The organism is Brevundimonas sp. GN22 (assembly GCF_054824005.1).
Genome location: NZ_JSYD01000016.1, coordinates 1 through 24869 on the forward strand (window position 1 = coordinate 1; position 24869 = coordinate 24869).

The following is a 24869-nucleotide window of genomic DNA, read 5'->3' on the forward strand; positions in this document are numbered from 1 at the left end:
TGCGCTTCGGCGGCACTGTCACCATCGAGCGCGAAGATGGCCGCATCCAGACCTTCCGCATCGTAGGCGAGGACGAAGCCGACCCCGCCAAGGGTTCTGTCAGCCATGTCTCGCCTCTGGCACGGGCCTTGATCGGCAAACCGGTCGATGACGAAGCGGAAATCGCCGGACAGACCGTGGCGATCATCGCCGTCGACGCATAAAAAAGGCCCCCGAGACGGGGGCCTTTCCTATTGAAACACAAGGGGCTTAGTGGCCGCCCTTGCCCTTTTCCAGTGCTACCGGCTGGAAGTTGCGGACGAAGTTTTCCAACAGGCGTACCGACCAGCCTGCCGAACCCGCGGGCTTGACGTCATTGCCACCGCCATAGGCGACATTGGCCATGTCGATGTGCGCCCACGGCGTTTCCGGACGAACGAAATTGCCGATGAAGTGAGCCGCGGTACCCGCACCCGGTCCCGGCTCGCCACCGTTACGCAGGTCTGCGATTGGGGATGCCAGACGGCCGCCGTAGGACGGGTGCATCGGCAGTTGCCACACGGGCTCGCCCGCGGCCTTGCCCGCTTCCACGATTTGATCAGCCAATGCGTCGTGACGGGTGAACAGACCGGCATAGTCCGGTCCCAAAGCCCCGCCCACAGCTCCGGTCAGGGTCGCCACGTCGATGATAGCCGCCGGATTATAGTTGGTGTCAGCCCAGGTGATGGCATCGGCCAGAACAAGGCGACCTTCGGCATCGGTCGAGACGATCTCGATGGTCTTGCCGTTCATCGCGGTCAGAACGTCACCCGGACGGATCGCACCGCCATCAGGCATGTTCTCGGCGACAGCGGCAACGGCCAGTACATCGACCGGCGCGCCCGACTTGGCCAGCGCGAGAACCGCACCCACCACGCCCGCAGCACCGGACATGTCCATCTTCATATTGCCCATGTTGGCGCCGGGCTTGATGGAGATGCCGCCGGAATCGAAGGTAATACCCTTACCGACCAGAGCAATCGGGCCCGTGGTGGCGGCACCCTGACCGCGATAGCGGACTGCGACCAGCGCCGGCGGACGCTGGGAGCCCTGACCCACGCCCAGAATCGCACCCATGCCCAGACGCTGCATAGCTGCCACGTCCAGAACTTCGACCGTCACACCCGGAATACCGGCAAAAGCTTCGCGTGTGCGGGCGGCGAACACCTCGGGATAGACGATGTTGGCGGGCTCGTTGGCGATGTTGCGGGTCCAGCTCATCGCCTCGACGATGTGGGCACCGCGTGACTTGTAGTGGGCCTCGGCATCGCCATCGGCGACGACGGTGATTGCCCCCGGCAGAGCCGTGATGCGAGCGTCGGTATTGTAGAAATCAACGCGGTACTGGCCAATGCCCAGACCCGTGACGATCTCGGAGACGACGTCCGAGGACAGGCCTTTGGCGGCGACGGTGAGGATTCCGGCTTCCGACATCAGGGCGCGGCCAGCAATCGTCCCGGCGGTTTGGATGTCCGCTGCGCCGGCGTCCTTGGCCAGACCCAGAACATACACGCGGTTCCACCCCGCGACGCCGTAGAGGCTGATGGATTTGCGTGGGCCGTAGTTGAAGCGCGCTGCGGTCAGACCCGACTTCACCGCTTCAACGGTGGCGGCGTCCAGACCGCGCACGGCCAGATCTTCTTCGGAGGAGGCGACAATGACCAGAGTATCCGATGCCGCCGGAAGGGCGCTGGCGAAAGCGACTTCGCGGATAACCGAGTAGCGGGCCGAAGCGCCAACGGGCTGGGCGACGCGCTCGTTCGCGGCAGGTGCGCGGCGCGACTGCGCCTCGGCCGGTTGAGCGACGCTCAAACCTGCGGCTGCGACGACAGCCAGAACGGCGATGGAAGATTTGTAGAAACGCTGCATCAGTCAGCCCCCTCGTTGACGACAGGTGGGCTTTATGAAGCGCGCCGCCCACGCGGAGCAACCCGCGTTAGGCACATCGCGCCCTCAACGCGACGCCGTGTCACGTCAGGAGCACGTTTGGGGCTGGCAGCTCCTTGCGCAACGCCAATGAGAAAGGGCGGGACCTTTCGATCCCGCCCTTCCCTTTTGGGTTGCTCTGAGAAGCCGGACTTAGAAGTCCATGCCGCCCATGCCACCCATGCCGCCCATGTCCGGTGCGCCGCCGGCCGAGGCCTTCTTCGGAGCATCGGCAATAGCCGCTTCGGTGGTGATCAGGATGCCGGCAACCGAGGCAGCCGACTTCAGAGCCGAACGCACAACCTTGGCCGGATCGATCACGCCCATTTGGACCAGATCGCCGTACTCTTCGGTTTGAGCGTTGAAGCCGAAGTTGGCTTCGGTCGATTCCAGAACCTTACCGACGACGATCGAACCTTCGACGCCCGAGTTTTCCGAGATCTGACGGATCGGAGCTTGCAGGGCGCGACGGACGATGTTGATGCCAGCCTTCTGGTCGGCGTTGATGCCTTCCACGTTAGCCAGAACCTTCGAAGCCTTCAGCAGGGCCACACCACCGCCCGGGACGATACCTTCGTCCGCAGCAGCGCGGGTTGCGTTCAGGGCGTCGTCGACGCGGTCTTTCTTTTCCTTCACTTCGACTTCGGTCTCGCCGCCGACGCGCAGGACGGCAACGCCACCGGCCAGCTTGGCCAGACGCTCTTGCAGCTTCTCGCGATCGTAGTCCGACGAGGTCTCTTCGATCTGGCGCTTGATCTGGCCAACGCGGGCTTCGATCGCATCCTTGGCACCAACGCCTTCAACGACGGTGGTGTCTTCCTTGGTGATGACGACCTTCTTGGCCTTACCCAGCATGTCGAGGGTAACGGTTTCCAGCTTGATGCCGAGGTCTTCCGAGATGACTTCACCGCCGGTCAGGATCGCGATGTCTTCCAGCATGGCCTTGCGGCGGTCGCCGAAGCCCGGAGCCTTGACGGCAGCAACGCGCAGACCACCGCGCAGCTTGTTGACGACCAGGGTCGCCAGCGCTTCGCCTTCGATGTCTTCAGCGATGATGAGCAGCGGACGGCCCGACTGAACAACAGCTTCCAGAATCGGCAGCATCGGCTGCAGCGAGGTCAGCTTCTTCTCGTGGAGCAGGATGAGCGGCTCTTCGAGGACAGCTTCCATCTTGTCGGCGTTGGTGATGAAGTACGGCGACAGGTAGCCGCGGTCGAACTGCATACCTTCGACGATGTCGACGGTGGTTTCGGCGGTCTTGGCTTCTTCGACGGTGATGACGCCTTCGTTGCCGACCTTGTCCATGGCCTGGGCAATCAGGCTACCGATTTCGGTGTCGCCGTTAGCCGAGATGGTGCCGACCTGAGCGATTTCCGAGTTGTTCGAAACCGGCTTCGAGATCGACTTCACTTCTTCCAGAACAGCTTCGACAGCCTTGTCGATGCCGCGCTTCAGGTCCATCGGGTTCATGCCGGCGGCAACAGCCTTCAGGCCTTCTTGCACGAGGGCTTGAGCCAGAACGGTTGCGGTGGTGGTGCCGTCACCCGCCTTGTCGTTCGCCTTCGAAGCGACTTCGCGGATCATCTGGGCGCCCATGTTCTCGAAGGCGTCTTCCAGCTCGATCTCTTTGGCGACCGAAACGCCGTCCTTGGTCGAGCGCGGAGCGCCAAACGACTTCTGGATCACAACGTTGCGGCCCTTCGGACCCAGGGTCACCTTGACGGCGTTAGCCAGGACGTTGACGCCCTTGAGCATTTTGTCGCGGGCATCGGTGTTGAACTGTACGATCTTAGCGGCCATGCGGGCAGCTCCTATCTAAATGTTATTGTTCAGGAATTTAGGACAATCGGGTGCTTACGAGAGCACGCCCAGGATGTCCGATTCCTTCATGATGATCAGGTCTTCGCCTTCGATCTTCACTTCGGTACCCGACCATTTGCCGAACAGGATGCGGTCGCCGACATTGACGTCCAGAGCGACGAACTTGCCGTCTTCGTCACGAACGCCCGAGCCAACAGCGATCACTTCGCCTTCTTGAGGCTTTTCCTTAGCGGTGTCGGGGATGATGATCCCGCCCTTGGTCGTGGTAGCTTCTTCAACGCGCTTTACCAGCACGCGGTCGCCGAGAGGACGAAACGCCATCAGAGGATCTCCAGTTAAAATTTTGCCTTAGCAGCTTGAGGGAAGGCTTTAGCAGTCATCCCCCTCGAGTGCTAACGGCGGGGAGTTAGGCACCCCCACAGAGAGGGTCAAGGGTAGGCCTGACGAATTTTTCCGAAATCGCTGCCGCGAAGATGAAGCGAAAATGAACAGGGTCCGCTGGGGCTGTTCAGATAGGCTCCGCTATAAACATCCTCAGAGTTTGAACACCGGCTTTGAAAGGAGCCCGCCTATGAAGACCCTGTCCAAAATTGGCGTCGCGGCAATCGCCCCGGCTCTCGCCCTGACCCTCATGGCTTCGCCTGCTTCGGCCCAGCGCTATCATGACCGCGACCGCGGTAATGACGCCGCCAAGGATGCAGTCCTCGGTGCCGTCGTCGGCGGTCTGGCCGGTGCCATCATCGGTAATGGCGATGGTCGCTATGTCGCCGGTGGTGCCCTTGCAGGTGCTGCGGTCGGTGCCGCATCGTCGGATAACCGCAGCGAATGTAACTATTACCGCGGTGGCCGTTGCTACCGTAACCAAGGTCACTGGGAACGTGAACACGGCATCAACAGCCGCGACCGTTACAGCTATGACCGCCGTGACTACCGCGGTGGCCGCTATGACCAACGCGACCGTGGCTATCGCTACGACCGTCGCTGGTAAGCGCTAGAAAACGCGAAGGGCCCGCCTGATGAAGGCGGGCCCTTTTTGCATTCATGGGGCTTAAGTCAGCCTTTTCAGCAAAGCCAAGGTGGACGGATCCAGCTCGTCGGCTCCACCCGCAGCGACGTTCATCACAGAGCTGGCCATGGCCTTGCCCAGTTCCACGCCCCATTGGTCAAAGCTGTTCAGGTCCCAGATCACGCCCTCGACGAACGTCTTGTGTTCATACAGTGCTATAAGCGCGCCCAAGGTGCTGGGCGTGACCTTGTCCATGGCGATCATCGACGACGGGCGATTACCTGGGAAGGTCTTGTGGGGAGCCAGCCGCGCCGCCTCTTCTTCAGACGCGCCGGCAGCCAGCATTTCATCATAAGCCGCCAACATGGACTGACCGACCATCAAGGCGCGCGACTGGGCAAGCGCATTGGCCCAGAGCTTGTTTTCCGGTCCGTCATCGTGGGTTTGGCGAACGATGATGAACTCGGTCGGGACGACCTGCGGACCTTGATGCAGTTGCTGGAAGAAGGCGTGCTGGCCGTTTGACCCGACCTCGCCAAAGATCACGGGACAGGTGGCCTGTTCGATGGGGCGGCCATCGCGGGTCACGCGCTTGCCGTTGGATTCCATCTCCAACTGCTGGAGGTAGGCCGGAAAGCGACGAAGGACATAGGCGTAGGGCGCGACCGAGCGTGCCGTCCGACCCAACCCGTCCACGTTATAAATCTGCGCCAACGCCATCAGGACCGGACCATTGCGGTCCAAAGGTGCGGTGACGAAGTGATCGTCCATAGCCTCGGCACCGCGCAGTAGCTCTTCGAACACATCCCAGCCCAGCGCGATAGCGACCGACAGGCTGACCGATGACCAAAGAGAGAAGCGACCGCCAACCCAGTCCGAGAAAGCAAAGGTCTGACCGCAGCCAAATTCGTCCGCCTTTTCAGGCGTAGCGGTCACCCCGACGATCTGTTTGGCAATATCGGCACCATCCGGCAGTCGCGACTGCAACCAGTCCCGCACAGCCTTGGCATTGGCGAGAGTTTCCAACGTCGTGAACGTCTTCGAGACGATGATAACCAGAGTGGTTTCCGGATCGAGACCCGCCAGAGCTTCTTGTCGATCAGCGGGATCGATATTGGCGACGAACCGCACCTGAAAAGTCGGGAAGCGGGTACGAAGCCCCTCCCAGACTACACGCGGCCCCAGATCGGAGCCGCCGATACCGATATGGACGACCGCCTGAATAGGTTTGCCCGTCGCGCCACGGATGGTGCCTTCGCGCACGCCGGTGGCAAAGGCCTTCAGAGCCTGACGCTGGCGATGCACTTCGTCGGTGATGGAACTGCCCAGAGCGAAGAACTGCTTGTGCGACGACGCCCTGAGGGCAGGGTGCAGCACTGCACGCCCTTCGGTAGTGTTGACGGCCTCGCCGGCGAACAGGGCATCGCGCGCGCCTTCAACATCGCGCGCCTGCGCAAGGTTGAGGGCAGCGGCCAGTCCGGCCCGCGTCCAGCTTTGTTTGGACAGGTCGATATAGAGGCCAGCCGCCGTTACCGACAAACGCTCCAGCCGCTCGGGGTCTTTCTCGAACTGTTCCAGGATAGAGGCGTCACGATCATGTGCAGCCACGGAGACAAGCCTGGACCATGCAGCATCCGAAGTGAGGATCGTCTCGGGTTCAGCCAACAGTTTTCAGCCCTCGTTTACCGTCGTTATACTAACACTCGAGCTCCAGGGGATAGAAGCCGAGGGGGACTCTAACCCGTCCGGAAACGGGTTGGAGGGGAAATTATTATGAGTTGCAACCTCGTATTCGCTGCGTCCCTGCTATTTTCAGCGGAATACAGTGCGTCAAACGTGCCTGTTGTAGAGGCCGTTGCATCAGCGCCATTTTCCGACGAAGCTGAGCCGCGGTCACTTGTCCAGGAGGCGGGGCGACTAAAGACTATCGTCCAGTACTGGATGGAAGGCCCCGCCGTGGCCGAAGAACACTTCGCGCGCAGTGCGCCTTTTATGGCCTTCAGCTCACAGGCCGCCGAACTCTCGCACGCCAACATGCAGGCCCATCTGGCCTTGAAAGCCAGCGGCACCGACGGGGACCTGACGTGCATCCTGCGCGGGATCGCGGAGGATATTCCTAAAAAGGTAGCGCTCGTCGAGGCGGCCAAACCCGGTCCCGAGCGCAGACAGGCGTTCGAGGAACTGGCCTATCTGCTGAACGACAATGTCGAGGTTATTCTGGCCCCGCCGCACGTCGAGGGTGTGGACTAGGGCCTGGCCGCGTTTTTGACGGCCTTGATGACCACGCCCTCTGTCAGGATCTGGGGCAGGACCACGGGCTGAGCGGCATTCGGCGAATAGACCAGATATAGCGGCACGCCCGAGCGGCCATGACGCTGCAACTCTGCCGTGATGGCCGGATCGGAGCGTGTCCAGTCGCCCACCAGATAGATCGTGCCCGTATCGGCAAAGGCCTTGGCGGTACGCTCCGACGCCAGGGCTGTGCGCTCATTGATCTTGCAGGTGACGCACCAGTCGGCCGTGAAGTTCACAACGACAGGCTTGCCTTGCGACAACCCTGCCTGAACCACTTCATTCGACCAGGGGTTCGACGGTAGGGCCGAATGCGAGCCTTGTGCTGCCACGGTCACCGGCGTCCGTAGTGCCATGACACCCGCACCAACGAAGGCTACGGCGAAGGCTGCAGCAGTCCCGACCCATATGCGTGCATTCGGTTTTATTTGTGCGCGACCCACCAGCCAAAGCATGACGGCTAACAAGACGGCGGCAACAGCCAACCAAACGATGCTGTTGGTCTGGCGCACGAACACCCAAGCTAACCAGACGGCCGTCGCATACATCGGTAGGGCCAGAATGTTCCGCAGTCGCTCCATCCACGGCCCCGGTTTGGGCAATCCCCGGAGCAGTCGCGGGCTGAGGCTGAGCACGAGATAGGGCAGGGCAAGCCCCACGCCGAGCAAAAGAAATACCGCCAGTGCCAGCGGCCATGACAGTACCAAGGCTGCCCCCGTCGCCACGGCCATAAAAGGTGCCGTACAGGGCGCGGCCACCACAACAGCTAGAACCCCTGTCAGAAACGCGCCGAACAGGCCCGATCGTTGAGCACCTATGCCGCCCAGTTGCTGGAGACGGCCACCGAAGCTGAAGATACCCGACAGGTTCATCGCCACGGCCAGCATCAACAAAGCCAATGCCCCGACCACCGCGGGTGACTGAAGCTGGAAGCCCCAGCCGATGCTTTGACCCAGTGCCCGCAAAGCCAGCAGCCCCCCCGCCAGCGCGCCAAATGACACCAGCACACCAGCTGTAAAGGCGAATCCGTCGTGGCGCAGTTGAACCGGATCATGCGCGGAGCGTGTCAGGGCCGCCGCCTTCATGGCCAGCACCGGAAACACGCATGGCATCAGATTGAGGATCAACCCGCCCAGCAGCGCGAACACGGCAGCCTGCCAGAACCCGACCGTGGCCTGATCCTTATCGGGCGCATCTGTACTGACGCTTCCGTCGCCCGTAGTCCCCGCCAGGGCTGCACCTGACGACGCGGTGATCTCCCAAGCGCCCGCGTCGGTGGAAATGGTGCCCGTCACCGGCTCGGTCACGCCTTCTCGCGTTGCGCGTCCGGCGGGCACGCTAAAGGTCAGACCCTGCGGACCCAGCTCCACCTTTTGTTTGGCCGCATGGTCCAAAACGGTCTGGCCGTGCGCATAGAAATAGGCCCAGCGCGGCTTTAGGCCCACCAAGGGACCACCGGCCGCGTTGATGATGAGCTGGCCGTTTTCAACCCGCGCCGCGGCATCGATTTCGGCCGCTCGGGGGGCACCGGTGACCACGTTTTCAATGGCCCTGCCGTGCCGCGCGGTAAGTGGTGCCGCGCCTTCGCCCACCAGCAAATCCGTGGACAGCGTCATATTCACCGGCACGCACATCTCGTCGCTGCAGACAAGAAACAGGACGTTGGCCGAGACAGAGTATTTCTCGCCAGTCGTCAGACCGGCTGGCACTTCGATCGGTACAGGCAGGTAAACTTGGTCGCTATAAACATAGCTCATCAGCCCCATCAGCGGCTTGCGCTCGGGCAGGGGCCACAGGAAGTCTCCCGCCTTAAAACCGGCGGGCAGGTCCCACTGGGCTTCGGTTGCACCGCCGGAGTCGCCGGGGTTGCGCCAATAGGTATGCCATTGCGGCGAGATTTTCTGCCGGATAGCCAAAATAGCGGTCGAGCCGGGCACGACCCACTGGCTCATTGGCACAAGTTCGGCCTCGATCCGCGGGTCCTTTTGCTCAGCCGCCATCGCCTGACCACAAAGGGTCAGGGCCACGAGCCAGACAATGAGCAAAAGTCGCAGGGGTGAGGTCATGCCGTCTTCCGTTTACGCCGAGCTAGTCTGCCTTAGCGACCGAAATTCGACGAGAACAGTCGACACGCTGTCCTACCCCTGCATTTGTGAGGAGTTTATCGGCGCGGAACGGCCTCCACCGTCACCTCGGTACGGCGGCGCAACGGTTCATTGACCTGCCCGTCGCGAGCGCCCTCTGAACCGACGGCGCTGACCTCGAATACGGGTGCTGGCCAACCTTGCGCTGCCAAAGCCTCGCTGACGGCCTGAGCGCGGCGCTCGGACAGGGCTTGGTTGGCGGAGCTATCTCCGGTGGCCGAAGCAAGACCGGTGACGGATACCTTGCGGATATCGCAGCCTGACAGTTGCTGGCCGCGCATTTGCAGCAACGTTAGCGCTGCCGGCGCGAGACGGGTCTGCCCCTCGTCGAAATAGATTTCAAAGGTCTGGTTGGCACAGTTGACCGGGGCCACCAGTGCGTCGCGGGTCTTGTAGCCGCTGCCGTTTGTGGCACAGGCGCCCAGCGCCAAGGCCGCAGCAGCAATCCCTACACCCAGTGCGATACGCTTTACTTCAACCGAATTGGTCATAGGCCCCAACCTCCTTCAAACCCGGATAACGACGAGAGGCATGAAAAAGGCGGTCTCAGTCCGAGACCGCCTTCATCAGCGATGCCCTGAATTCAGGGCGTCCGCCTCAGCGGTTTTTAGTAACGGCGCTGGCCGTTTTCCCAATAGCACTCCGACTGACGACCGTCGTAGCAGTAGTAGTAACGGCCTTGGCTGTCGCGATAGCGCTGCTGGTTGTTACGGTCTTGGGCCGAACCGCGGACGGCACCGGCAGCACCACCCAGAACAGCGCCGATAGCGGCACCGCGACCGGCATTGCCGTCGCCTACGTTATTACCGATGATCGCACCTGCGACCGCGCCCAAACCGGCACCGACTGCACCTTGGCGAACAGCCTGATTATTGGTGCTTCCACCATAATACGGATCGCTAGCGCACGCGGTGACCAGAAGGCCGGCACCTGCCAAGGCGATGATTGCCTTATTCATGGATAAACTCCTCTTGCAGACATGTTGCAGCCCCGATGTGACACCAACGAACCGGAGCGCGACCGGTTCCGGTGAAAGGGTGCATAACTGCAGAGCTATATGTAGGAACCTAGACACAAGCTGAACGTTCGCTGCCCATGTCGAATATTTCCGCCGCTGCCCCCGACGACGCTTCGCCACAGGCTACCGAGCTAAAACGGGCTGTGACGCAGGCTGTCCCTCTGCGCCGCATTATCATGCTCATCAATCCGATGTCCGGCGGGGTGAATAATAACGCTGCCGATCAGGCCCGTGCCATTCTGTCCGAATATGATCTCGAAGCCGAAGTCGAGATTTTGGAAGGCGACGGCTTTGCGCAGACCATCGACAAGGCCATAGCCGCCCGACCTGATGCCCTGCTGGTGCTTGCCGGTGACGGCACGGCACGCTCGGTCGCCACCCTGGCCGGCAAGCACGACCTGTTGGTCGCAACCCTGCCTGGCGGCACCATGAACATGTTGCCCAAGGCGCTTTATGGAACGGGTGACTGGCAAAAGGCCCTGCGACGTACCCTTGAGCAGGGCGAGCCGCGCAAGGTCGGCGGCGGGGCGATTGGCGACGAGCATTTCTATTGTGCCGCGATTTTGGGAGCCCCCGCCCTGTGGGCTCCGGCCCGCGAGGCCATCCGTTCGGGCCAGTTGGGCGAGGCGTGGTCCAAGGCTCGCACAGCGTTCCGACGCGCTTTTTCCGGCCGTATCCGCTTCAGTTTGGATGGACGCGAGTCCGGCAAGGCAGAAGCCGTCGTCCTGATCACGCCTCTGATCTCAAAGGCCTTCAACGAGGATGACCCCGGTCTTGAAGCGGCCGTTATGCAGACCTCCGATGCAGGACAGGCTCTGCGCCTCGCCGCAAACGCCGTATTGAATGACTGGCGCGACGACGACGCGGTCGACACCACGCGAACCCGTTCGGTGAAGCTGTGGGGGCGGGCGCGCATTCCTGCCGTGATCGATGGCGAGACGGTGCCGGTCGGCAAGGAGGCAACGGTCAAATTCGTTCCCCACGCCTTCACGGCTCTGGCGCTGTCACCCGAAGCCGTTGAAGACAGCAACTGATGGGCGTCATTCTCCAGTTTTCCGACATCCACTTCGGTGTCGAGCACAAGGCAGCCGTCGACGAGGCCATGGCCTATGCGCATGCCTATCAGGCCGATCTGAACCTGATCACCGGCGACATCACCCAATCGGGCAAACGCTCCGAGTTCGAAGCGGCGGCTGAGTGGATCAAGGCCCTGCCCGAACCAGTGTTCGTCAGTGTCGGCAATCACGACGTGCCCTATTGGGATGTGTTCGCGCGCCTGTTCTGGCCGTGGAGGGCGTTCGAAACGGCTACCGGCCACCCCGCGCATGATCACGAGTTTACAGCGCCCGACTTTATGGTTCGCGGTGTGACCACCGCCCGCGGCTGGCAGGCCCGGCTCAACTGGTCCAAGGGCGTGATCGATCTTGATCAGACCCGCCGCGCCGCCGAAGCCCTGCGCCAGACTCCGCCCGATACCCTGCGGATCCTGTCCTGCCACCATCCACTGGTCGAGATGATCGACACCCCGATGTCGGGCGCAGTCAAACGCGGTGATCGCGCCGCGCGCATCTTTGCCGAAGCGGGCGTTGATCTGATCACCACCGGCCATGTCCATGTGCCTTTCGCCCTGCCCATCGATATGTCGGAGCGGCGTTGCTACGCGGTGGGTTGCGGAACGCTCTCCTTGAGGGAGCGGGACAATTATCCGCCGAGCTTTAACCGCATCGAATGGGACGCGCACACCATCAAGATCACAGTCGTGACGTGGGACGGTCTGGGTTTTGTAGACGGCGAGCACTGGACCCTGAAGCGCCGTCAGGACACCCGTCATGACGACACAGCACCGGATCCGAACATTCCGGGCGCGCTCGAAGCAGACACCTTGGGCGTCTAGGCCAGCATTACTTTCAGAACGCTGTCGAGGACGGGACGCCCCTTGGGTGTAGCCCGCAGCCGCTCACCGACCACCTCGACAAAGCCGTCACCGACCAGATCGGCCAGACGCCCTGCGGTGAAGTCCATCCCCAGTCGGGTCAGGACTTCGCGCGGTATCCCTTCGACAGTCCGCATCCCCAGAAGGACACGCTCTTCGTCGGCGTCCAGTGGCGACAAATGTTCGTGCTCTTGCCACGGCGTGCCCGCCGACACGCCCGCCACGTAATTGGCGATCCGGCGATGCGCGACTGTGGCTTGGCGTCCTTGCGAGGTGGTCAGGCGACCGTGCGCCCCCGGACCGACGCCGATATAGTCCCCGCCACGCCAGACGTGCAGGTTGTGGGACGAACGCGCAGCAACGCTGTTGGCGTGGTTGGAAACCTCATAGGCTTCGAAACCCTGCCTCTCCAAAATCTCTTGCGTGCTCTCATAGAGTGCCGCTGCCATGTCCTCGTCCGGCGGCACCAACCGCCCGCGCGCGAAGGCGCGGCCAAAGGCCGTCGTCGGCTCGATGGTCAATTGGTAGGGCGAGATGTGTTCGAAGCCCAGATCGAAGGCCGTCCGGAGTTCTTGGGTCCATTCCGGCACTGTCTGGTCGGGACGAGCATAGATGAGATCGATCGACAGACGCGGGAAAATCCGCGCCGCCGTGGCCGCCGCGCGCCTCGCCGAGGCGGCGCTATGATCGCGGCCAAGGAACTTCAGAGCCCCATCGTCAAAGGACTGGATACCCATCGACAGGCGGGTCACACCCGCATCGGCTAAAGCCTGATAACGGTCCGCTTCGGCATCGGTGGGGTTAGCCTCCAGCGAAACCTCGATAGCTCCGGCGACCGGAAACAGGCCGCGCGCCTCGTCCAGTATGCGGGCAACCGCATCGGGCTTCATTAGCGAAGGCGTTCCGCCTCCAAAGAAGACCGATGTCAGTTGCCGAGGCCCCATAAGGGCGGACTGAGCACGCAGATCGGCGACGATGGCCTCGACCAGAGCATCTTGCTCTAAATGTCGACCACGATCACGCACGACATTGAAGTCGCAGTAGGGGCAGATACGGGCGCAATAGGGCCAGTGGACATAGAGGGCGACCCGCCCGTCCGTGTCCGGCACATGATCAGTCAATCAGGACGGCCTTCAGGCGATCAAAGGCCAGTGCGCGGTGGCTCATGGCGTCCTTGGCTGCAGGATCCATCTCACCGAAGGTCAGATCGTGACCGTCCGGCTGGAAGATCGGGTCATAGCCAAAACCGCGCTCGCCACGCGGGGGCCATACCACCTGACCATCGACACGACCTTCCACAACAACACAGGTGCCGTCGGGCCAGGCTACGGCCAGTGCCGAGGTGAACCAGGCCGACCGATCTTTCGACCCGGTCACTTCGATACGCTCCTCGACCTTCTGCATGGCCAGGGCAAAGTCTTTGCTCGGACCTGCCCAGCGCGCCGAAAAGATACCGGGCGCACCGTCCAGTGCGGCAATCGATAGGCCGGAGTCATCGGCAAGGCAAACCTCGCCAGAAAGCAGCGTGGCATGGCGCGCTTTCAGCATGGCATTGCCGACAAATGTCGTCTCCGTCTCATCCGGTTCGGGCAAATTCAGCTCTCCCGCCGTGACAATTTCGTAATTGCCGTCGAGCAGGGCGGCGATCTCGCGGGCCTTGCCGGGATTGTGGGTAGCAGCGACCAGCCGCATCCCCTTGATAAGACGAAGTTTCATGAGGCCACCTTAGGCCGATTTGGAACCTTGCGAAAGTTTAATATCGTTAAACGATATGTAACGTGCCTTAGAACAGCGGTCGCTCTATGTTCATTTTCAAGGACGACGGGTCGCAACGTTCCCAAGCGCCTCCTCCAGGGCAAGCTTCTTTCGCGACAATCAACGAATGCACAATCTTGTGCTAACCGGAGAAATGACAATGCAAACGATGAAAGCCTCGCTGATGATGGACAAGGTCGGCTACATCTTCCTCAACACCGTTCTGATCGCCGCCCTGCCGGCCGCTGCACTGGCAAGCCTGTTCCAAGCTCTTTGATTGTCCCGAGCTTTGACGAACGTGCAGAACATCGTGAATAGATAAGCTGCGCGCAACGCACACGCCGGGCGCAGCTCCTATTTGCGACCAAACGCGGACCGAAAACTCCATGGGATCGAAAACTTCAGGCCGAAGGCTCTTCTCCCAAATGTCTATGCCCCTTGCTGCAATCAAAGCCAGCGGTGGTTGGACGTTTCCCGCCCGCGCACTCAAGCTACTGATCGATATCGGGTTTACTGTATCGGTCGTGCTGACACTGATCTTCGCGATTGTTTTTGTCGTCGCGATCTTCATCCCCCTCGATACCTTCAGCATCTCCGTCGACAGTGGCGGCGTAACCCGCCAGATGCCTCTGACGCGCGGTCTGGTGCTGTTCGTCATGGCTGTTGTGACCACCTATTTCGCGGGTTTGGTGGTGATCCTGCGCTATTTGCGCCAGATGTTCCGGACCCTGCTGGCCGGTGATCCCTTCCACCCTGCAAACGTGATGCGTCTTCGTCTGGTCGGCGCAGCCCTGTTTTTCGTAACCATGCTGGGCTGGGCCTCGCGTCTGCTGGTCGCCAACAAACTGGCCCTCGGCGCGGTCGAAGCCCCCAGCGTCGGCGAGCTCGTCACCCCCGCTTTCGCTATCGTTATCACCTTCACGCTCGCCGAACTGTTCCGCGAGGGCGCGCGTTTGCGTGAAGAAACCGAACTGACGATCTGACGAATAACCGCTAGAAGCACTGAATCATGGCCATCCGCATCCAACTCGATCGTCTCCTTGCAGAGCGCCGCATGTCATTGACAGAGCTGGCGGATCGCGTCGGCGTGACTGTAGCCAACCTGTCGATCCTCAAAACGGGCAAGGCGCGGGCTATTCGTTTCTCGACCCTGACGGCTTTGTGCCGCGAGCTGGACTGCCAGCCGGGCGATCTGCTGGGCTATGTCCCCGGCCCGTCGTCCGAGACGCTCGAAGACTGAGGCGGTTGGCGCGCCGCCCTCCCAAACCCAGCGAAGATGACCGCCGCCTGTGGAAACGGGTGACGCATACCGTCACGCCCAAGGCTCCAACGAAATCCGACTACGTCGCCCCCGATGCGGTGGAGGCCGCGCTGGCCGAGATGACCGCCATGCTGGGCGAGGTCGAAGCGCCACCGGCTACCCCCAAGACCCGTGCCGTCCGCAAAAAGGCAGCAAAGACGGCCGCCGTCACCACGGCATCCAGCGGCAATAACGTCGCCTATCTGGCCGAGATTGCCCCGCGCCCCATGATCGGCCGCGCTTCCGACAGGCCCGTACCGGAAGATCTGGAGCCCAACCGCAAGCGCCGCCTGTCGCGCGAGCGCGATCCTATCGAAGCGCGTATCGACCTTCACGGTTTCAGCCGTTTCGAGGCCGAAGACGAACTTCGCGCCTTCCTCATGAGCTGTCAGGCGCGCGGCATGCGGGCGGTCCTCGTCATTACCGGACAAGGCCGTCAGGGCGGTGGCGTCATACGCTCCTCGTTCGAGGAATGGATGGCCAGTCCCTATTTGCGGCTGATCGTGTCGGGCTACTCGATTGCCCACCAACGGCATGGCGGTAATGGAGCGTTCTACGTGACGCTGCGCCAGCGCTAGATCAGGACTGGGCGTTGCGAATGGCGGCTGCTCCCGCAAAGGGCGCGATCACTAGCGCGAAAAGAACATAGGCACCCAGTAGCGCTACAGCCGGACCGACAGGCTGATCATTGGCCGCGCGCGCCAAGCCCCCTGCTCCGAACACGACAGGTGGAATAAAGAGCGGCAAGACGATCACGGCGATCAAAACACCGCCCCGCTTGGCCCCCAACGCCAGCGTGGCAGCGAGGGCTCCGGTAAAGGCAAAGCCCAGCCCCCCGATAAGCGCCGTCAGACCGGTCATACCAACAAGGCCCGCGTCCTGCCCCAGAGCCAAGGCCACCAAGGGTGCCATGACCGCCAGTGGCACGCCGTTGGCCAGCCACTGGGCCAGCGCCTTGACGACCACCACCGCTTCCAGCGGCACCGGCCCAAGCGCGAGAATATCCAGCGATCCGTCCTCCAGATCGCGCTCGAAAAGTCGTTCCAGCGACAGGAGCGAGGCAACGGCCAGCGCAACCCACGCCGCCCCCGATGCCATCGGGGCCAGCGCCACCGGATCACCTCCAATCGCCAACGGCAGCATGGCGGCAAAGCAAAGCATAAAGCCACAGGCCAACAGCGGGCCGCCGCCGCCGCCCCAAGCCAGAGCTAGCTCGCGACGGAAGAGGCCAAGCAGACTGTTCATGCACGCCCTCCCAGATCGAGAGATCGCGCGTCGAAGGGAAGGGGATCATGCACGGCCGCGATCATCATACCGCCCCGCGCAAGATGGTCCTGCATCAAGTGGCCGATACGTTCGCGCCACTGGCTGTCCAGCGGGGCCAAGGGCTCGTCCAACAACCAGAGCGCACGCGGAGCAGACACCAAGCGCGCCATAGACAGGCGACGTTTCTGGCCCGCAGACAAGCGCCGCGTCTCCAAATCCAGTAGGGGCTCAAGGTGGAGCCGCTCCACCGCAGCCTGCATGGCCTCTTCGGAGCCTCCGAGAAACCGGCACTGGAACATCAGTTCCTGACGCGCTGTTCGGGTGGCTTTCAGGCCTTCGAGATGTCCGGTCAGGTGAAGATGAGTGCGGCGCACCTCATCAGCATCGAGAAGCTCAGCGCCGCTCAGGAATGCGATCTGCCCGCCATTGGGCCTGATAAATCCCGCAATGGCGCGAAGCAGGCTGGACTTACCCGCCCCGTTCGCACCCGAAAGCGCCAGTGCCTGACCCGCCGAAAGGTCCACTGAAAGCCCGTCAATCAGGCACCGGTCGCCCCGCGACAGGGTCAGATCGGTAATCTTCAGGCCATCAAGCACTTGCGAACCTTTCTCAATGTCCCTTCATACCATGTGGATACATGGACGTGCCGCGCGGGCAAGCCTATATCCAAATGAGCCGCAGCAGGCTTTCGCCGCGCGCGCCCGGGACCTGTGTGCCTTGGTGTCATGCGCGCGAAAGCGCAACCGAATTGTCGGGCGGCGTTTGTCAGAGGACCTCCGCATGCCGTCGATTGACAGCCTCAAGACCCGCCAAGACCTTACGGTCGGGCGCAAGAAATACGCCTATTACAGCCTTCCCGCCGCAGAGGAAGCGGGCCTTGCCGGTATCTCGCGCCTGCCGCGCTCGATGAAGGTGCTGCTGGAAAACCTGCTTCGCAACGAAGACGGCGTTTCGGTCACCGAAGCCGATCTGAAGGCGGTCGCCGCCTGGATCGAGAACAAGGGTGCCGTCGAGCACGAGATCGCCTTCCGTCCGGCCCGCGTTCTGATGCAGGACTTCACCGGCGTTCCGGCGGTGGTGGACCTTGCCGCCATGCGCGACGCCATGGCCAAGCTGGGTGCCGATCCGGCAAAGATCAACCCGCTGAACCCCGTCGATCTGGTCATCGACCACTCGGTCATGGTCGACCACTTCGGCAACGCCCAAGCCTTCGGCCAGAACGTCAAGCGCGAATACGAGCGCAACATCGAGCGCTACAACTTCCTGCGCTGGGGCTCCTCGGCCTTCAACAACTTCCGCGTTGTGCCCCCGGGCACCGGCATCTGCCACCAGGTGAACCTCGAACACCTCGCCCAGACCGTCTGGACGGGTGATGAGGGCAAGAAGACTGTGGCCTATCCGGACACCGTCGTCGGCACCGACAGCCACACCACCATGATCAACGGTCTGGCCGTTCTGGGCTGGGGCGTTGGCGGTATCGAGGCCGAAGCCGCCATGCTGGGCCAGCCGATCCCGATGCTGATCCCGGAAGTCATCGGCTTCAAACTGACCGGCAAGCTGCCGGAAGGCGCGACCGCGACCGACCTCGTGCTGACCGTCACCCAGATGCTGCGCAAGAAGGGCGTCGTCGGCAAGTTCGTCGAGTTCTTCGGTGACGCGCTGGTCGGCATGACCATCGAAGACCAGGCCACCATCGCCAACATGGCGCCGGAATACGGCGCCACCTGCGGCTTCTTCCCTGTGTCGCGCGCGACCATCGACTATCTGACCGCAACGGGCCGCGAGAAGGCTCGCGTCGCTCTGGTCGAGGCCTATGCCAAGGCTCAAGGTCTGTGGATCGACGAAACCTCGGAAGATCCGGTCTTCACCGACGTTCTCGAACTGGACATCTCGACGGTTGTGCCGTCGCTGGCCGGTCCGAAGCGCCCGCAAGACCGCGTTGAACTCACGACTGCCGCGCCTGAATTCGAACAGCACCTGACCGGCACCTTTGCCCGCCCGGCCGACGCCCCGCGCGCGGCTGTCGAAGGCGAGAACTTCACCGTTGGCGACGGCGATGTGGTCATTGCCGCCATCACCTCGTGCACCAACACCTCGAACCCGAGTGTGCTGATTGCCGCTGGCCTCGTGGCTCGCAAGGCCAAGGCACTGGGTCTGGCACCGAAGCCTTGGGTCAAGACCTCGCTGGCGCCGGGCTCGCAAGTTGTCACCGACTACCTGACCGACGCTGGCCTGCAAGAAGACCTCGACGCGATGGGCTTCAACCTTGTCGGTTACGGCTGCACCACCTGCATCGGTAACTCGGGCCCGCTGGATCCGGCGATCTCGAAGGCCATCAATGACAATGCTCTGGTGGCGACCTCGGTCCTGTCGGGCAACCGCAACTTCGAAGGCCGCGTGAACCCGGACGTTCAGGCCAACTATCTGGCCTCGCCGCCGCTGGTTGTTGCCTATGCCATCGCCGGTTCGATGCGCATCGACATCACCAAGGACGCTATCGGTCAGGACAAGAACGGCAACGACGTCTTCCTGAAGGACATCTGGCCGACCGCCGAAGAGATCGCCACGATCCAGCGCAAGTCGGTGACGCCGAAGATGTTCGCTAACCGCTATGCCGACGTCTTCAAGGGCGACAAGCACTGGCAGGCGATCGAAGTCACCGGTGGCCAGACGTATGAGTGGGACAACAACTCCACCTACGTCCAGAACCCGCCGTACTTCGAAGGCCTGTCGATGGAGCCGACCCCGGTCGAGGACATCGTCGAAGCCCGCATTCTGGGTATCTTCGGTGACTCCATCACGACCGACCACATCTCGCCGGCTGGCGCGATCAAGAAGGCCTCGCCTGCGGGTGCCTATCTGACGGCCCACGGCGTCGATACGCTGGACTTCAACTCCTACGGTGCCCGTCGCGGCAACCACGAAGTCATGATGCGCGGCACCTTCGCCAACATCCGTATCCGCAACAAGATGACGCCGGAAATCGAAGGCGGCGTGACCAAGCACTTCCCGTCCAAGGACGTGATGTCGATCTACGACGCCGCCATGCGCTATCAAGGCGAAGGCCGTCCGCTGGTCGTGTTTGCGGGCAAGGAATACGGCACCGGCTCGTCGCGTGACTGGGCGGCCAAGGGCACCCGTCTGCTGGGCGTTCGCGCGGTCATCGCCGAAAGCTTCGAGCGCATTCACCGCTCGAACCTGGTCGGCATGGGCGTCGTTCCGCTGCAGTTCAAGGAAGACGGCTGGCAGAAGCTGGGCCTGACCGGCGAAGAGATCGTCACCATCCGTGGCCTGACCGACGCCAACATCGGAAAGCTGAAGCCGCGCCAAGACCTGTGGGTCGAGCTGTTCCGTCCGGCAGACGGCAAGATGGCCCGCTTCCCGGTCCGCTGCCGCATCGATAACCAAACCGAGCTTGACTACTTCAAGGCCGGTGGTGTCATGCCGTACGTGCTGCGTAACTTGGCTAGCGGGAAGTGATAACTTCCCGCGCCTAGGCGGCGTCGGGTCGAAAAGGCGGAGCCTTTTGACCGCCGCCCACTAAGAATGCGAAACCCGCACAACAGAAAGGCCCGAGGAGCAATCCTCGGGCCTTTTCTAATACAAAGAACAGCAATATGAATTCCATGTCGCATTTTACAGGGTCCGACATGGCAAAGGAAAAACCTCCTCTTAGGCTGTATAAATACAGAAGCTTTTCGAACCTCACGATGGAGATGATCGTCGAGGACACTGTGTTCTTTGCCGATCCAAGAACTTTTAACGATCCCCTAGATACCAAACCAACGCTAGAATTAGATTTAGATATTGACGAACTCAAACATGTTCTCTCTCAATTAGTTGAAGCGAGAATATCTTTAGAAATGGCCGATGCAGCCCGACGTTTAAAATTCCAAGGCTCATCGACAAGAAATCATATCATAAAGCAAAGCAAATCTGCAGCTTATCGCGTCATTTCTGATGCTCAGTACTATGCCAATGATCCATTATACGATGAAGAAAGATTTTCTCATGGAGAGAGGGAAAAATTTATAATAGGAACGTATGTCGAACAAGAATTGATCAAAAGGTACAACAAAGGAATATTCTGCCTAGCAAAAAGACCTAATTGTCCTTTGATGTGGAGCCATTATGGAGATCAACATAAGGGCATTTGCATTGGATATTCAGTACCAAACGAATCTTTGAATGATATTCACAAAGTAAACTATGGAGGAAGTAGAATCGTTAAGGCTAGTTCAATATTAAGAATGCTAGAAAATAATGATACTGCTAGATTAGAAGTAGATAGAGACGTACTACTAAAGAAAGCAAAGCCTTGGAATTATGAAAAAGAGTGGAGACTTCTAGGAGAAATGGGATCTCAACCCTCTCCTCTTGAATTAGAAGAAATAGTTTTCGGAATGAGGTGTCCTCCGTCTGTAATTTTTACAGTGGTAAAAGCTCTAACTGATAGAGAAAGAAATGTTCGCTTTTATCAAATACAGGGGCAACATGGCCGCTTCTTGCTAGACAAACGAGCAGCCGACATAGATGAGCTAATAGCCACACACCCTCGCCGGCACAGGGGCATTTTCGAGGCTTTTGCAGAGATCGATGATGAGGTCGATTAGAAAGCCCCCTCGGATCGCTCCGAGGGGGCTTCTTCATTTCAACGCTAACCGTTGAGGCTACGGCTTACTCAGCCGCGACGCGGTCTGCATATTCTTCGATCTTGTCGAAGTTCATGTAGCGGTACACTTCGTCAGCGTTCTCGTTGATGACGCCGATTTCGGCCATGTACTCGGCCACGGTCGGCAGGCGGCCCAGCTTGGAGGCCACGGCAGCCAGTTCGGCCGACGACAGGAAGACGTTCGAGCCCTTGCCCAGACGGTTCGGGAAGTTGCGGGTCGAGGTCGAAACCACGGTCGCGCCTTCCTTCACCTGTGCCTGGTTACCCATGCACAGCGAGCAGCCCGGCATTTCCATACGGGCACCGGCACCGCCGAGGGTCGAGTAGTGACCTTCCTTGGTCAGTTCCGAGGCGTCCATCTTGGTCGGCGGAGCAACCCACAGACGGGTCGGGATGTCCTTCTTGCCCTTCAGCAGCAGCGAGGCGGCGCGGAAGTGGCCGATGTTGGTCATGCACGAACCGATGAAGACTTCATCGATCTGGGTATTCTGCACTTCCGACAGCAGGCGGGCATCGTCCGGATCGTTCGGAGCGCACAGGATCGGCTCCTTGATCTCGGCCAGATCGATTTCGATGACGTGCGCATATTCGGCATCGGCATCGGCTTCGAGCAGGTTCGGGTTGGCCAGCCAGGCTTCCATGGCGTCGATACGGCGCTGCAGGGTGCGGGCATCCTGATAGCCGTCGGCGATCATGTTCTTCATGAGCACGATGTTCGAGGTCATGTACTCGATGATCGGCTCTTTGTTCAGCTTGACGGTGCAACCCGCAGCCGAACGCTCAGCCGAGGCGTCGGTCAGCTCGAAGGCTTGCTCGACCTTCAGGTTCGGCAGGCCTTCAATCTCGAGGATGCGGCCCGAGAAGGCGTTGATCTTGCCAGCCTTGGCGACGGTCAACAGACCTTGCTTGATGGCGTAGTACGGGATGGCGTGGACGAGGTCGCGCAGGGTGATACCCGGCTGCATTTCGCCCTTGAAGCGCACGAGGATCGACTCCGGCATGTCCAGCGGCATGACGCCGGTGGCTGCACCGAAGGCGACCAGACCCGAGCCAGCCGGGAAGGAGATGCCGATCGGGAAGCGGGTGTGGCTGTCACCACCGGTGCCGACGGTGTCCGGCAGCAGCAGGCGGTTCAGCCACGAGTGGATAACGCCGTCGCCCGGACGCAGAGCCACGCCGCCGCGGTTCGAGATGAACTCCGGCAGTTCGCGGTGCGTCTTGACGTCAACCGGCTTCGGATAGGCGGCGGTGTGGCAGAAGGACTGCATCACCATGTCGGCCGAGAAGCCGAGGCAGGCGAGGTCTTTCAGCTCGTCGCGGGTCATCGGGCCCGTGGTGTCTTGCGAGCCGACCGTGGTCATGCGCGGTTCGCAATAGGTACCCGGCCGGATGCCTTGGCCTCCCGGCAGGCCGCAGGCGCGACCGACCATCTTCTGGGCGAGGGTGTAGCCCTTGCCGGTGTCACCCGGAACGACCGGCAGACGGAATTCGGTCGACGGAGCCAGACCCAGAGCCTCACGGGCGCGGGCGGTCAGCGAACGGCCGATGATCAGGTTGATACGGCCACCGGCTTGGACTTCGTCCAGCAGGACCTGCGACTTCAGCTCGAAGGTGGCGACGGTCTCGCCGTCCTTCACGATCTTACCTTCGTACGGGTAGATGTCGATGACATCGCCCATGTTCAGGTTCGACACGTCGACTTCGATCGGCAGGGCGCCGGAGTCTTCCTGGGTGTTGAAGAAGATCGGAGCGATCTTGCCGCCGAGGGTCACGCCGCCGAAACGCTTGTTCGGCACGAACGGGATATCTTGGCCGGTTGCCCAGATCACCGAGTTGGTGGCCGACTTACGCGACGAGCCGGTGCCGACAACGTCACCGACGTAGGCGACGAGGTGGCCCTTGGCCTTCAGGTCTTCGATGAACTGCATCGGGCCGCGAACGCCGTCTTGCTCAGGCGTGATGCCCGGGCGCGCGTTCTTCAGCATGGCGAGGTAGTGCAGCGGGATATCCGGACGCGACCATGCATCCGGCGCCGGCGACAGGTCGTCGGTGTTGGTTTCGCCGGTCACCTTGAAGACGGTGACGGTGATCTTCTCGGCAACCTTGTCGCGCGAGGTGAACCATTCGGCGTCGGCCCACGACTTCAGGACGGCTTGGGCGTTGGCGTTGCCAGCCTTGGCCAGACCGGCGACGTCGTGGAAAAAGTCGAACATCAGCAGGGTCTTTTTCAGACCCTCGGCAGCGACCGTGCCGACAACAGCGTCCGGCAGCAGGTCGATCAGCGGCTTGACGTTATAGCCACCGACCATGGTGCCCAGCAGCTGGGTTGCGTATTCGCGCGACAGGCCCGGCACTTCGAAATCGCCGTGGGCCACAGCCGACAGGAAGGAGGCCTTGACCTTGGCGGCGTCGTCAACGCCCGGCGGCACACGATGGGCCAGCAGCTCCAACAGTTCTTCCGAAGAAGCCTCTGCGGTCGGAGCCTTGATCAGCTCGATCAGTTCAGCAGTTTGCTGGGCCGATAGCGGCAGGGGCGGAATGCCCAGAGCCGCACGTTCGGCAACGTGTTCGCGATAGTGTTGCAGCATGCGTTGACCTGTGTGTGGTATCCCCGACAGCCTCGCAAAAGGCCGCCAAAATATTTATGCGAGGCCTTTCCCACATAAAGAATAGGGTCGCAATAGAAGCCCGCCGGATGGGTATTCGATGTACGTCGTACAGGCAGAGCCGATAGCGCGATGATGCGCCGATCAGTCGATCTTCAGTGCCTCGGCAAGAAGACGCGCCTCGGCAGCGCGGCTGGAACCTGATCGCCATGCGACAACGATTTCGCGGTGCGGTCCATCCTCCGAGAGCGGACGCACAACGACCCCCGGATTATCGGCCAGGCCCGCATTTACCGCCATCTGCGGAAGGAAGCTGACGCCCAGTCCGGAAGAGACCATCTGGACAAGGGTCGGCAAGGTCGTGGCGGCGAAAACATCCTCGCCCTTGGGGGCCTCGATCTTCACTGCCGCCAAGGCCTGATCACGCAGGCAGTGACCATCCTCCAGAAGAATAAGATCTTCGGACTTCAACGCGCCTTGCGGGATGGGACCGGTTCCCGCCAGCGGGTGGTTGACCGGAGCTGCGACAACGATCTCGTCATCGGCAATGTGCGCGTGGTCAATGCCCGGCGCATCATAGGGCAGGGCGATCACCGCGGCGTCGAGCTGACCCGATTTCAGGCCCGCGATCAGACGCGGGGTCAAATCCTCTCGGATAAACAGTTTCAGTGCCGGATAGCGGTCCCGCAGGGTCACCAGCTTTTGCGGCAGAAGATAAGGGGCCACCGTGGGGATGATGCCCAGACGGAAACGGCCGGACAGGGGTTTGCCTGCGTTGCGGGCGGCCTCGACCAAATCCTCGGTGCGGGCCAAGACGTCTTCGGCGCGCCGGACGGCCTCGGCTCCCACAGCGGTCAGAAGTACAGCACCGCGGGTGCGCTCCACGACAGGTGCTCCAAGAATACGCTCCAGCTCCTGAACACCGGACGACAAAGCGGGCTGGCTCACGTGAGCTGCATCAGCCGCGCGGCTGAAGGAACCATGCTCGGCAAGGAGCTTGAGGTACTGGAGTTGTCGTAAGGTGGGAAGCATGGAGCCGACATTAGGGATCATCGGCTTCACTTCAAAGTTCGCAGTTAGAAAAAGAAGGGGTGCCCACTGGTCAGGAGCAC

The 24869-nt window shown here is 61.3% G+C and carries 23 protein-coding genes; 10 read left to right on the plus strand and 13 right to left on the minus strand.

Going from position 1 to position 24869, the window contains the following annotated elements:
* A partial coding sequence (locus OB03_RS02730) for a GreA/GreB family elongation factor (RefSeq protein ID WP_461343161.1) occupies nucleotides 1-203 on the plus strand: 203 nt, incomplete at its 5' end.
* A gap of 46 nt (nucleotides 204-249) precedes the next feature.
* On the opposite strand, the gene OB03_RS02735 is transcribed toward OB03_RS02730, so the two are convergent.
* The 3 genes from OB03_RS02735 to groES all read right to left on the minus strand — a co-directional run bounded on the left by OB03_RS02735 (nucleotide 250) and on the right by groES (nucleotide 4086).
* A complete protein-coding gene (locus tag OB03_RS02735; protein ID WP_461343162.1) occupies nucleotides 250-1887 on the minus strand; it encodes a leucyl aminopeptidase family protein in 1638 nt (545 codons plus the stop codon).
* 210 nt (nucleotides 1888-2097) lie between these two features.
* Nucleotides 2098-3744: a chaperonin GroEL gene (gene groL / locus OB03_RS02740; protein ID WP_242912595.1), complete on the minus strand. Its 1647-nt coding sequence runs from the start codon at nucleotides 3742-3744 to the stop codon at nucleotides 2098-2100.
* A gap of 54 nt (nucleotides 3745-3798) precedes the next feature.
* Nucleotides 3799-4086 carry a co-chaperone GroES gene (gene groES / locus OB03_RS02745; protein WP_461343163.1) on the minus strand — a complete coding sequence of 96 codons (288 nt, stop codon included), beginning with the start codon at nucleotides 4084-4086 and terminating at the stop codon, nucleotides 3799-3801.
* Between the two features lie 250 nt (nucleotides 4087-4336).
* On the opposite strand from groES, the gene OB03_RS02750 reads away from it, so the two are divergent.
* Nucleotides 4337-4753, plus strand: a complete 417-nt coding sequence (locus OB03_RS02750; protein WP_461343164.1) for a hypothetical protein — start codon at nucleotides 4337-4339, stop codon at nucleotides 4751-4753.
* A gap of 60 nt (nucleotides 4754-4813) precedes the next feature.
* On the opposite strand, the gene pgi is transcribed toward OB03_RS02750, so the two are convergent.
* Nucleotides 4814-6418 carry a glucose-6-phosphate isomerase gene (gene pgi, locus OB03_RS02755; protein ID WP_242913093.1) on the minus strand — a complete coding sequence of 535 codons (1605 nt, stop codon included), beginning with the start codon at nucleotides 6416-6418 and terminating at the stop codon, nucleotides 4814-4816.
* A 309-nt stretch (nucleotides 6419-6727) separates the two neighbouring features.
* On the opposite strand from pgi, the gene OB03_RS02760 reads away from it, so the two are divergent.
* Nucleotides 6728-7021, plus strand: a complete 294-nt coding sequence (locus OB03_RS02760) for a hypothetical protein (protein WP_242912592.1) — start codon at nucleotides 6728-6730, stop codon at nucleotides 7019-7021.
* On the opposite strand, the gene OB03_RS02765 is transcribed toward OB03_RS02760, so the two are convergent.
* The 3 genes from OB03_RS02765 to OB03_RS02775 all read right to left on the minus strand — a co-directional run bounded on the left by OB03_RS02765 (nucleotide 7018) and on the right by OB03_RS02775 (nucleotide 10165).
* Nucleotides 7018-9129, minus strand: coding sequence for a protein-disulfide reductase DsbD family protein (locus tag OB03_RS02765; RefSeq protein ID WP_461343165.1), 2112 nt, complete (start codon nucleotides 9127-9129; stop codon nucleotides 7018-7020). The genes OB03_RS02760 and OB03_RS02765 overlap by 4 nt on opposite strands.
* Before the next feature lie 95 nt (nucleotides 9130-9224).
* On the minus strand, nucleotides 9225-9698 hold the full coding sequence (locus OB03_RS02770; RefSeq protein WP_242912590.1) for an OmpA family protein: 474 nt from the start codon (nucleotides 9696-9698) through the stop codon (nucleotides 9225-9227).
* 116 nt (nucleotides 9699-9814) lie between these two features.
* Nucleotides 9815-10165 carry a glycine zipper domain-containing protein gene (locus tag OB03_RS02775; RefSeq protein ID WP_242912589.1) on the minus strand — a complete coding sequence of 117 codons (351 nt, stop codon included), beginning with the start codon at nucleotides 10163-10165 and terminating at the stop codon, nucleotides 9815-9817.
* Nucleotides 10166-10302: 137 nt separating this feature from the next.
* On the opposite strand from OB03_RS02775, the gene OB03_RS02780 reads away from it, so the two are divergent.
* Together OB03_RS02780 and OB03_RS02785 are read left to right on the plus strand one after the other, a co-directional pair.
* On the plus strand, nucleotides 10303-11259 hold the full coding sequence (locus OB03_RS02780) for a diacylglycerol/lipid kinase family protein (RefSeq protein ID WP_242912588.1): 957 nt from the start codon (nucleotides 10303-10305) through the stop codon (nucleotides 11257-11259).
* On the plus strand, nucleotides 11259-12119 hold the full coding sequence (locus OB03_RS02785; protein WP_242912587.1) for a metallophosphoesterase family protein: 861 nt from the start codon (nucleotides 11259-11261) through the stop codon (nucleotides 12117-12119). Before OB03_RS02780 ends, OB03_RS02785 begins: the two co-directional genes overlap by 1 nt.
* Here the strand turns inward: OB03_RS02785 and hemW are convergent.
* Nucleotides 12116-13279: a radical SAM family heme chaperone HemW gene (gene hemW / locus OB03_RS02790; protein ID WP_242912586.1), complete on the minus strand. Its 1164-nt coding sequence runs from the start codon at nucleotides 13277-13279 to the stop codon at nucleotides 12116-12118. The two genes, OB03_RS02785 and hemW, sit on opposite strands and share 4 nt — an antisense overlap.
* On the minus strand, nucleotides 13272-13874 hold the full coding sequence (gene rdgB, locus OB03_RS02795; protein ID WP_461343166.1) for an RdgB/HAM1 family non-canonical purine NTP pyrophosphatase: 603 nt from the start codon (nucleotides 13872-13874) through the stop codon (nucleotides 13272-13274). Before rdgB ends, hemW begins: the two co-directional genes overlap by 8 nt.
* A 470-nt stretch (nucleotides 13875-14344) precedes the next feature.
* Here rdgB and OB03_RS02800 point away from each other — a divergent pair, with 470 nt between their 5' ends.
* Genes OB03_RS02800 through OB03_RS02810 form a run of 3 tightly spaced genes read left to right on the plus strand, consistent with a single transcriptional unit; the run spans nucleotide 14345 to nucleotide 15791 of the window.
* On the plus strand, nucleotides 14345-14896 hold the full coding sequence (locus tag OB03_RS02800) for a DUF2975 domain-containing protein (protein ID WP_242912584.1): 552 nt from the start codon (nucleotides 14345-14347) through the stop codon (nucleotides 14894-14896).
* Nucleotides 14897-14922: 26 nt separating this feature from the next.
* A complete protein-coding gene (locus tag OB03_RS02805; protein ID WP_242912583.1) occupies nucleotides 14923-15153 on the plus strand; it encodes a helix-turn-helix domain-containing protein in 231 nt (76 codons plus the stop codon).
* A 5-nt stretch (nucleotides 15154-15158) separates the two neighbouring features.
* Nucleotides 15159-15791: a Smr/MutS family protein gene (locus OB03_RS02810; RefSeq protein ID WP_242912582.1), complete on the plus strand. Its 633-nt coding sequence runs from the start codon at nucleotides 15159-15161 to the stop codon at nucleotides 15789-15791.
* Between the two features lies 1 nt (nucleotide 15792).
* Here OB03_RS02810 and ccmB read toward each other — a convergent pair whose 3' ends face one another.
* Nucleotides 15793-16458 (minus strand): heme exporter protein CcmB, encoded by a 666-nt coding sequence (gene ccmB, locus OB03_RS02815; protein ID WP_242912581.1) that lies wholly within the window; start codon nucleotides 16456-16458, stop codon nucleotides 15793-15795.
* Nucleotides 16455-17075 (minus strand): heme ABC exporter ATP-binding protein CcmA, encoded by a 621-nt coding sequence (gene ccmA, locus OB03_RS02820; protein ID WP_461343167.1) that lies wholly within the window; start codon nucleotides 17073-17075, stop codon nucleotides 16455-16457. Before ccmA ends, ccmB begins: the two co-directional genes overlap by 4 nt.
* 184 nt (nucleotides 17076-17259) lie before the next feature.
* On the opposite strand from ccmA, the gene acnA reads away from it, so the two are divergent.
* Complete coding sequence (gene acnA, locus OB03_RS02825; RefSeq protein WP_461343168.1) at nucleotides 17260-19959, plus strand: aconitate hydratase AcnA; 2700 nt, start codon at nucleotides 17260-17262, stop codon at nucleotides 19957-19959.
* A 230-nt stretch (nucleotides 19960-20189) separates the two neighbouring features.
* Nucleotides 20190-21092 carry a DUF2971 domain-containing protein gene (locus OB03_RS02830; protein WP_461343169.1) on the plus strand — a complete coding sequence of 301 codons (903 nt, stop codon included), beginning with the start codon at nucleotides 20190-20192 and terminating at the stop codon, nucleotides 21090-21092.
* Nucleotides 21093-21156: 64 nt separating this feature from the next.
* Here the strand turns inward: OB03_RS02830 and acnB are convergent, their stop codons facing one another.
* Together acnB and OB03_RS02840 are read right to left on the minus strand one after the other, a co-directional pair.
* Nucleotides 21157-23739 carry a bifunctional aconitate hydratase 2/2-methylisocitrate dehydratase gene (gene acnB / locus OB03_RS02835; RefSeq protein ID WP_461343170.1) on the minus strand — a complete coding sequence of 861 codons (2583 nt, stop codon included), beginning with the start codon at nucleotides 23737-23739 and terminating at the stop codon, nucleotides 21157-21159.
* Nucleotides 23740-23901: 162 nt separating this feature from the next.
* The gene (locus OB03_RS02840) at nucleotides 23902-24789 is read right to left on the minus strand and encodes a hydrogen peroxide-inducible genes activator (protein WP_242913092.1); all 888 of its coding nucleotides are present in this window, start codon (nucleotides 24787-24789) and stop codon (nucleotides 23902-23904) included.
* Nucleotides 24790-24869: the final 80 nt, after the last annotated feature.

Bases quoted from the DNA above. Each gene is read 5' to 3' on its own strand.
- OB03_RS02750 (WP_461343164.1), top strand. From the start codon at position 4,337: ATGAAGACCCTGTCCAAAATTGGCGTCGCGGCAATCGCCCCGGCTCTC.
- OB03_RS02770 (WP_242912590.1), bottom strand. From the start codon at position 9,698: ATGACCAATTCGGTTGAAGTAAAGCGTATCGCACTGGGTGTAGGGATT.
- groES (WP_461343163.1), bottom strand. From the start codon at position 4,086: ATGGCGTTTCGTCCTCTCGGCGACCGCGTGCTGGTAAAGCGCGTTGAA.
- acnB (WP_461343170.1), bottom strand. From the start codon at position 23,739: ATGCTGCAACACTATCGCGAACACGTTGCCGAACGTGCGGCTCTGGGC.
- ccmB (WP_242912581.1), bottom strand. From the start codon at position 16,458: ATGAACAGTCTGCTTGGCCTCTTCCGTCGCGAGCTAGCTCTGGCTTGG.
- OB03_RS02775 (WP_242912589.1), bottom strand. From the start codon at position 10,165: ATGAATAAGGCAATCATCGCCTTGGCAGGTGCCGGCCTTCTGGTCACC.
- OB03_RS02800 (WP_242912584.1), top strand. From the start codon at position 14,345: ATGCCCCTTGCTGCAATCAAAGCCAGCGGTGGTTGGACGTTTCCCGCC.
- rdgB (WP_461343166.1), bottom strand. From the start codon at position 13,874: ATGAAACTTCGTCTTATCAAGGGGATGCGGCTGGTCGCTGCTACCCAC.
- OB03_RS02805 (WP_242912583.1), top strand. From the start codon at position 14,923: ATGGCCATCCGCATCCAACTCGATCGTCTCCTTGCAGAGCGCCGCATG.
- OB03_RS02780 (WP_242912588.1), top strand. From the start codon at position 10,303: ATGTCGAATATTTCCGCCGCTGCCCCCGACGACGCTTCGCCACAGGCT.
- OB03_RS02840 (WP_242913092.1), bottom strand. From the start codon at position 24,789: ATGCTTCCCACCTTACGACAACTCCAGTACCTCAAGCTCCTTGCCGAG.
- OB03_RS02735 (WP_461343162.1), bottom strand. From the start codon at position 1,887: ATGCAGCGTTTCTACAAATCTTCCATCGCCGTTCTGGCTGTCGTCGCA.
- OB03_RS02765 (WP_461343165.1), bottom strand. From the start codon at position 9,129: ATGACCTCACCCCTGCGACTTTTGCTCATTGTCTGGCTCGTGGCCCTG.
- groL (WP_242912595.1), bottom strand. From the start codon at position 3,744: ATGGCCGCTAAGATCGTACAGTTCAACACCGATGCCCGCGACAAAATG.
- OB03_RS02785 (WP_242912587.1), top strand. From the start codon at position 11,259: ATGGGCGTCATTCTCCAGTTTTCCGACATCCACTTCGGTGTCGAGCAC.
- acnA (WP_461343168.1), top strand. From the start codon at position 17,260: ATGCCGTCGATTGACAGCCTCAAGACCCGCCAAGACCTTACGGTCGGG.
- OB03_RS02830 (WP_461343169.1), top strand. From the start codon at position 20,190: ATGGAGATGATCGTCGAGGACACTGTGTTCTTTGCCGATCCAAGAACT.